Below are 6,679 nucleotides of genomic sequence, written 5' to 3'. Positions count from 1 at the left end.
GGGCGCTGCTGTGTTTAGAGGAACGTTATTTTTCTTGCCTTACTTTGCGGCATCCACCAGCACTCCAACGTAGCCGGCAGTATCCACCAGCGTGGCACCGGAAACGGCGTCCACAGCCTTTTCATCTTTGCTCAGAGCCTCGGCGTCGGCAATGCTCATGCCGTTCACGTGGTTCTGGATGGCGTCGTAGTTGGCATCCAGCGAAACGGTGGAACCAGCCGTTTCGGCCATCATCTTGCTGTAGTAATCGGCGTTGACCCGCTTGGACATCAGCACCTTGCCCTCGGCGTAGCCTGCGCCGAAGTCAGAATCGGAGTTGGGCACACCGACGACCCCGGCGTCCGAACCGGCAAACTGGAACTCGTCAATGTAGCTCAGCACGATGGTGTCCCCGGCGGTGGCGACAGCGCCGGAGGTGAAGCACTTGGTGCCGTGTGCAGCCCCATAGACCACATTCAGCTTCAGGTCCTCGGAGCTGCCGTTGAACTCCACGGCCTGCGTGGTCTGGGCATTTTTGGCGGCATCCACGATGGCAGAGAGATAACCGGCGGTATCCACCAGCGTTGCGCCGGAGACGGCGTCCACAGCCTCGGCACCCTTGGCGGCTACATCCTCCAGCTCGGAGATGGTCTTGCCGACGGCAAAGTTCTGGATGGCGTCGAAGTTTGCATCCAGAGCGAACGTGGAGCCGCCCTTTTCAGCCATCATCTTGCTGTAATAATCGGCGTTGGCCCGCTTGGACATCAGCACCTTGCCCTCGGCGTAGCCTGCGGCAAAGTCGGAGTCGGAGTTGGGCACGGCGGTCACGCCTGCATCGGCGCTGGTGAACTGGAAATCGTCGAGGTAGGCGGCGAGGATGACGTCATCCTTCACCACAGCCACCGCTTCGGTGAAGCACTTGGTGCCGTGGGCGGCAGCATAGGCCTGACCGATCTGGATGCCGCCTTCCACCGGGACGATGGCGGCGGGCTCAGCGGGGGCTGCGGCAGCAGAGTCGGCGGGGGTTTCTTCGGCCAGCTCCACACCCAGTGCGGCGGCAACGGCCTTCCGGACGGCCTTGGTGGTCACCGTGGCACCGGCAACGCCGTCGATGGCGGGGCCGTTGGCGGCCACGACCTGCTTGGACAGCTCTTCCAGTGCAGCGCCGCCGATGCTCTCGGTCTCCTGTGCGCCTTCCAGCTTGCAGTCGGTAACGGTGCCGTTGGCATCCACGGTCAGGGTGGCGGTGACAGCACCGCCAAAGCCTTCGGCAGAGCCGGTCTTAGTCACACCGGCAGCGGTGGAGCTGCTGCTGCCGCCGCAGGCGGCCAGAGAGACGCCAACAACGAGGCTCATGGCCACGGCAGCGCTCAGTTTGCGGATGATCTCCTGTTTCATGGGTCTTTCCTCCAGAGAAAAATCGGTTTGTGTTCGGCCCCCAGAAAAGGTCATACCTTTTCAAGGATGTTTACAAAAGATAACATATTTTGTGAGGTGCTGTCAAGAGATTTTGTCACATACTTCGTGAAGAATGATAAATTGGTGTCAATTGTGACGCTGACGATATACGAAGCGAACGGACGGTCTACGCTGTTAGTAATTCCTGAATGGAAACCAAGCAAGCAGTTTTGCCACTTTCAGCCCCAGTTAGTACTTCAATATTACTATGTTTTGGAAATCGGCACAACCATATAACCGTCCTTGATGAAACTATTTTTGTTTCATCGATGACATTGTACCAGCAAGCAGTGCAGACGTATATACATCTGCTTATTTTGCGTTGCAAAACGCTGTTGGGGAATGCCCCAAGCCCCTTTAATCTGCATTTTCCAATGCAGGCTGCGCATCCCTTCGGGACGCTTTTTACCCGGTGATGTGCTCTGGGTCGTTCAAAACTTGCATGAGGTGAGAAGCGGCTTCTGCAAGAGAATCGTACTTCATCTGTTCAGGAACAGGCGCATCCAGAAGCGAAACGCCCCACACCTGCATACAGTCCGCAAGTTCTTTCTGTGCCTGCAATGCCGCCACCTTACGCACATCCGGGGTGGTTTCTGTATCCAGAACGTAGGCTGCGGAGTATTTTCCGTTGCGATCTTCCGTCAACTGCACCATGGAGTAGTGCTCATCCCAAAAGTGACAGAAGCGAACCCTGCCACCGATGTTCTCCATTTCGATACACAGTTCTTCTTCGCTGCTCCATTGTGGAGTCTCGGACAAAATGCAATTCAGTTCCGAAAGAGCCGGCCGTTCTTCATCCGATAACTTCCTATGCAGGCATTCACGTTTGAGATCGTTCTGCCAATACGGACTCAGCTTTCCATTCCGGGCATCTTCCATTGCTTCTTCGATATTGGGTAGGATTGTCATGTCGTTCACCTCAAATACTCCCTATTAGTGTTATATGCACGCTTATAGTGTTGATTATAGACTATTTGAGGGCAAAAAGAAAGAGCGTCAGCACGTTTGCTGGCGTTCTTTGACATAGGTGTTATTTTGTAATATAGGGAATGTTGTCGGTGTATGCATTCAGAATGTCAATGGCAGCTTTCTTCTGCCCCGGTGTGAGCTGGCTCAGCTTTCTGCTCAGTTCGTCATCTGCCACATGGGATGCGGATGGAACGGAATCCCGGATCAGCACATCAGCAGATACGTCCAACACCTCTACGATTCGGATAAAGGTTTCCAGTTTGGGGATTTTTACTCCGCGCTCTAAATCTCCAACATAATTTGCTGACAAATCGACCCGTTCTGCAAACTGTTCAATCGTCCAGCCTTTTTCCTTGCGCTGCTCTCGTATTCGTTGACCCAAAAGCGTATTCATAGAGACCTCACACTCTAATTGTGTTTGTTGCACACCAATAGCATACCTGTCGCAATTTTTGTTATACACAATCCATTTGCGTTTATTCAACGCTATTCGGGTGATTTCAAGGTGGAAAATTTTTGTGCGTATCTTTGGTCAAAAAAGCAATGGTCTTTGGGGACGGTACATGGTACAATAGCAAATGTTGTGCCCCTTGGCACATGAACGAAGGTAAAAGGAGCTGCTGAACGTGGATACGATCTATCTGCTGCCCGGTGAGGAACGCTGCGTTGATTTTCGAGATGCCAATGGAGTCCCGAAGGTACACTACACTTACTGTTCCATCCGTGGCAAACTTTTCAACTGCACCTGCTGCACAAAGGACGAAGCCCAGCGGCTGTGTGAAGATTGGCTTATAAAACAGGACCGCTGCTATATAAACTAAAAAAGCCGCCGAGGACATCTCACCAAAATGGGAAGAGTCCTCGGCGGTATTCGTTTATCGGGTCTGCGCTTTTTCGATGGTGTCCTTTTCTCCCGCGAAAAATCGTTCCACGTTTTTCTGTGCCCGAACCAGTTCTTGCATCTCGTTCCGTGCCTTGCGGTAGTCCGGGTAAGCGGCTTTCTTCTTGGTCAGTAGCTCTGCAAACTCCGCATCCAACTCCTTGACCTTCGGCAGCTTCTGCAGCCCGGCTTCGTCAAAGGCAGCTTTCGCCGCCTTGTGCAGGGTGATTTTCTCCCGGTGAGCTTCCAAAAACTTTTTACTGTACCCCGACTTGCGGTAGGCATCATAGACCGGGCGGGTCTTGGCATAGTTGATGATGTGGGTTTTCAGCACGGCAATCTCTGTCAGCCTTGCTTCTGCTGCCTTGATGGAATCGCCCATGGCATGATAGCGTTCTGTCGCCGCCGCTGCTCGATCCTGCAGTTCGTCGGCACTGCTGATCTTCTGCTCCTGCAAGAACAGCAAGGTCTTGGACATCTCTTTCAGGTTGAACTTTGTTGCCCACTTTTTGTAGCCGACACTTTTGCCTGCCGCCATTTTTCCCTGAATGTCCACCAGCAACTGGAAGGGCTGTTCTTTGAGCGGTTGCTTCTGATAAGGGCGGTGCTCTGCTTCGCCCTCCAGCACCGCCTTGATCTCGTCCTCGCCATAACCGGTGCCCAACGTTCGGAACCGAATAAAGCGTTTCTGCCCCTTGCCCTTCACCGCCGTGTACTTGCCACGCTTCACCTCGTAGCCCTGCTGCTCTAGCTTTTGCAGAAACGTTTCATAATCTCCCGGTTTTTCTGCAAGGATTGTGTCGATGATTCCGCATAGGCGGTCCCTGTTGCTTTCCTTGGGAGGATAGAGAACACGCTTCTGCCGTTCCCGATAGGGCTTCTTCTCAATGATGGACAACTGGTGTTCCAAGCAAATCAGGTCGCTCAACCGCTGCACTGCCAACGCCGAAAAGAAAAAATCCCGGAACTTTCTGGTGCCATCCAGTGCCGTGGAGTTAAAGATCACATGGTTGTGGATGTGCTGCCGGTCCGTATGGGTGGCAACAACAAACGCATACTTGCCCTTGGTAAAACGCATGGCAAGTTCGTAGCCCACCTTGTTAGCTTCCTCTGCAGTGATTTCCCCCGGACGAAAGGACTGCCGTATCTGATAAGCGATCACATCGCTTTTCTGCCTTCGTCCGTTCACAAGGTCGTACTGCCGCTTGGTAAGCATAAATTCTTCATCTGCTGTCAGGGCGCTGCAAGCATAGCTGCTGACAAACTGCCCCTGCTCAGTCTTGTCCGGGTTTTCGATATAGTCCGTGCGATTTTTCAGGCAGGCCGCAACGGTCATGCCCTTGTTTTTGTGCAGCGCAATCAGCCGTGTTGCTGCCAGCATCATCACCCCCTATTGCAAAGAAAAAATGCCGCCCGGAGGCGGCATTGAGATCATTTGGATATTTTTTCGTAATCGGCGGCACCCGCCAGATACATTGCCTTGTATCTGGCGCATTCCAACTCATTGCAGATTTCATCTAAGGCGAGATATTGATTCCACGCTTCTTTGCTGATAACGCTCTGCAAGGCTTCCTCAGCTGCTCTTTTGGCTTTTTTCAGTCGCAGATACTCTTCATCCTCACCCAGCATCTCAGAAAAAATCGTGCTGTTGTGTTCAAAATAACAATCCTCTATCCTCTGTTTGCTCATAGCATCCCTCACAGTTCTGCAAGCCACTCACTGAAACGCCCGATACCCTCGGTGATGGCAGTTGCACCGAAAAAGAGGATGAAGCAGATGAACTCGGCCACCAGCAGGATAAGAAACTGATCCCAAGTCTGGCGATAGGCAGTGTAGATGCCGCAGCCGAAGATGTAGAGCATCAGCGGAGCAACTACATAGCTGGACAGGGTTAGCAGCCACCTTGCCATCAGAGCTAGAAACGCCACAAAGAGAGAAATCGGGAAAAGAACAATTTTCTTCAGCATAGACATCATATCAAGCACTTCCTTCCTGTTCGCCCTTATTATAAAGGTATCGACTACTGCGTTGCAAGGATGTCAAGCGTTATATGTACACCCGCAGTCCTCCAACTGCGGGAATTTTTATAACTCTGCCAGCTTGGAAAGAATCTGCTTGCCGATATCAATCAGTTCATCCAGCCGGGTGCGTAGATCGGCAAGGTCGGCAGCATAGATCTTGCCGCTTTCGTTGACACGTTTTGCTACCTGATTCAAGTTGTTGCTGCAATTCTGGAGCAAATAAGCCATGCGCCGCAGCTGCGGAAGGTCGAGATTCAGGCAGTAGCCATCCAATGCCATTTTGCGGATATAGGCACTCAGGCTGTGGATGCCCATGCCATACATCTTATCTAAAATGCAGCTCCGTTCTTCATCAGTCACACGAATAAAGAGACGGTGTTCCCGCTTTTTCAAATTATCGGCCCTCCTTATCCAGATAGCTTTTGAACGGCTTAACAAGCTCTGGCTGATTGGTTTTTTCTTCCAGTGCAGACAGCACAGACGGACGAGTTGCGGGTGCTTCGGTTTCCTCGGATTCTTCGGGAGTATCCTGCGAGGAACTGCGGTCACGGTCGATATTCAGTAGAGCATTCAGTTCGGCAAGGCGAGCAGACTTTTCAGCCAGTTCTTCTTCCTGCGCGAATGGCTTTGCCACTTCAATCTCTGCGGCCTGTTTCTGCTGTTCTAGATTTTGCAGAGCATTTTCAGCGTCTGCAATTCGGTCAGCGAAATTGTCGATGGCATTGTCCAGACGAATGATGTTGCCGCGCGCATCATCGCCCAGCGACACCGGGTAGCTCAACTCTGCCCGGAGTACGGCCTGATCTTGTATTTACATGGATTTACAGAAAAGCGGCTGCCAATTTTAGCAGAGAGCCGGAAAACAGAGTCCAAAAGGTGCTTTATGGGGCTTCATTAGCTGGAAACCTGATTTTATTAGCTGGAACCGAAAATTCTGCTAATGGCATTCGCTGGCTGATTTTGGTGATCGGTTCAAAATGAAAAATGCGAAGGCCATCTTTCACATGGAAAAATGACCTTCGCAATTTTTTGAAATAGTGTCCTCAGGCGGATTCGAACCGCCGGCCTTTCGCTTAGGAGTAGACCCGATACGATGAAACCAAGTGCAACACAGTGCAAGAAAATCCTTGAAAATACAAGGTTTTTCACTGTTTCAAATCCTATCTGGTATTACGCTTCATAAGCATTTTCATAGGGATTTTACACCGTCCAATTGGCTCGAAATTAGCAAGGCTTTCGATTTTCGGTGGACGTTGCAAGTGCAAGCAAATCTCTCTATGTAACTTCTCGTGATACGAAATGATAGGAAATCCTATTCATTCTCGTGCGGAGGCGCTGATGTCTTTAGACACCATCTTAGTCTGTTTAATAT

The 6,679-nt window shown here is 51.5% G+C and carries 9 protein-coding genes; 1 reads left to right on the top strand and 8 read right to left on the bottom strand.

What is annotated here, in order from left to right:
- Window positions 1-39: 39 nt before the first annotated feature.
- The 3 genes from J3353_RS15400 to J3353_RS15390 form a co-directional block, all read right to left on the bottom strand.
- The gene (locus tag J3353_RS15400) at window positions 40-1,377 is read right to left on the bottom strand and encodes an FMN-binding protein (RefSeq protein ID WP_207685184.1); all 1,338 of its coding nucleotides are present in this window, start codon (window positions 1,375-1,377) and stop codon (window positions 40-42) included.
- Between the two features lie 465 nt (window positions 1,378-1,842).
- Window positions 1,843-2,355, bottom strand: coding sequence for a hypothetical protein (locus J3353_RS15395; RefSeq protein ID WP_156070466.1), 513 nt, complete (start codon window positions 2,353-2,355; stop codon window positions 1,843-1,845).
- A 112-nt stretch (window positions 2,356-2,467) separates the two neighbouring features.
- The gene (locus J3353_RS15390) at window positions 2,468-2,800 is read right to left on the bottom strand and encodes a helix-turn-helix domain-containing protein (protein WP_005921759.1); all 333 of its coding nucleotides are present in this window, start codon (window positions 2,798-2,800) and stop codon (window positions 2,468-2,470) included.
- A gap of 232 nt (window positions 2,801-3,032) precedes the next feature.
- Between J3353_RS15390 and J3353_RS15385 the strand changes: the two genes are divergently transcribed.
- Window positions 3,033-3,227 carry a DUF3873 family protein gene (locus J3353_RS15385; protein WP_044959886.1) on the top strand — a complete coding sequence of 65 codons (195 nt, stop codon included), beginning with the start codon at window positions 3,033-3,035 and terminating at the stop codon, window positions 3,225-3,227.
- A gap of 54 nt (window positions 3,228-3,281) precedes the next feature.
- Here the strand turns inward: J3353_RS15385 and J3353_RS15380 are convergent, their stop codons facing one another.
- The 5 genes from J3353_RS15380 to J3353_RS15360 all read right to left on the bottom strand — a co-directional run bounded on the left by J3353_RS15380 (window position 3,282) and on the right by J3353_RS15360 (window position 6,088).
- Complete coding sequence (locus J3353_RS15380) at window positions 3,282-4,664, bottom strand: relaxase/mobilization nuclease domain-containing protein (protein ID WP_207685185.1); 1,383 nt, start codon at window positions 4,662-4,664, stop codon at window positions 3,282-3,284.
- A gap of 53 nt (window positions 4,665-4,717) precedes the next feature.
- Window positions 4,718-4,975, bottom strand: a complete 258-nt coding sequence (locus tag J3353_RS15375; RefSeq protein WP_097771442.1) for a hypothetical protein — start codon at window positions 4,973-4,975, stop codon at window positions 4,718-4,720.
- An 8-nt stretch (window positions 4,976-4,983) separates the two neighbouring features.
- A complete protein-coding gene (locus J3353_RS15370; RefSeq protein ID WP_128117862.1) occupies window positions 4,984-5,262 on the bottom strand; it encodes a hypothetical protein in 279 nt (92 codons plus the stop codon).
- Between the two features lie 108 nt (window positions 5,263-5,370).
- The gene (gene mobC, locus J3353_RS15365) at window positions 5,371-5,700 is read right to left on the bottom strand and encodes a plasmid mobilization relaxosome protein MobC (protein WP_097773947.1); all 330 of its coding nucleotides are present in this window, start codon (window positions 5,698-5,700) and stop codon (window positions 5,371-5,373) included.
- Between the two features lies 1 nt (window position 5,701).
- On the bottom strand, window positions 5,702-6,088 hold the full coding sequence (locus tag J3353_RS15360) for a hypothetical protein (protein WP_242701003.1): 387 nt from the start codon (window positions 6,086-6,088) through the stop codon (window positions 5,702-5,704).
- Between the last annotated feature and the right edge of the window lie 591 nt (window positions 6,089-6,679).

Source organism: Faecalibacterium sp. Marseille-Q4137 (genome assembly GCF_017377535.1).
Taxonomy (GTDB): Bacteria; Bacillota; Clostridia; order Oscillospirales; family Ruminococcaceae; genus Faecalibacterium; species Faecalibacterium duncaniae.
The sequence above is the reverse complement of the archived record's forward strand: the minus strand, read 5'-3'. Positions and strand labels throughout refer to the sequence as shown.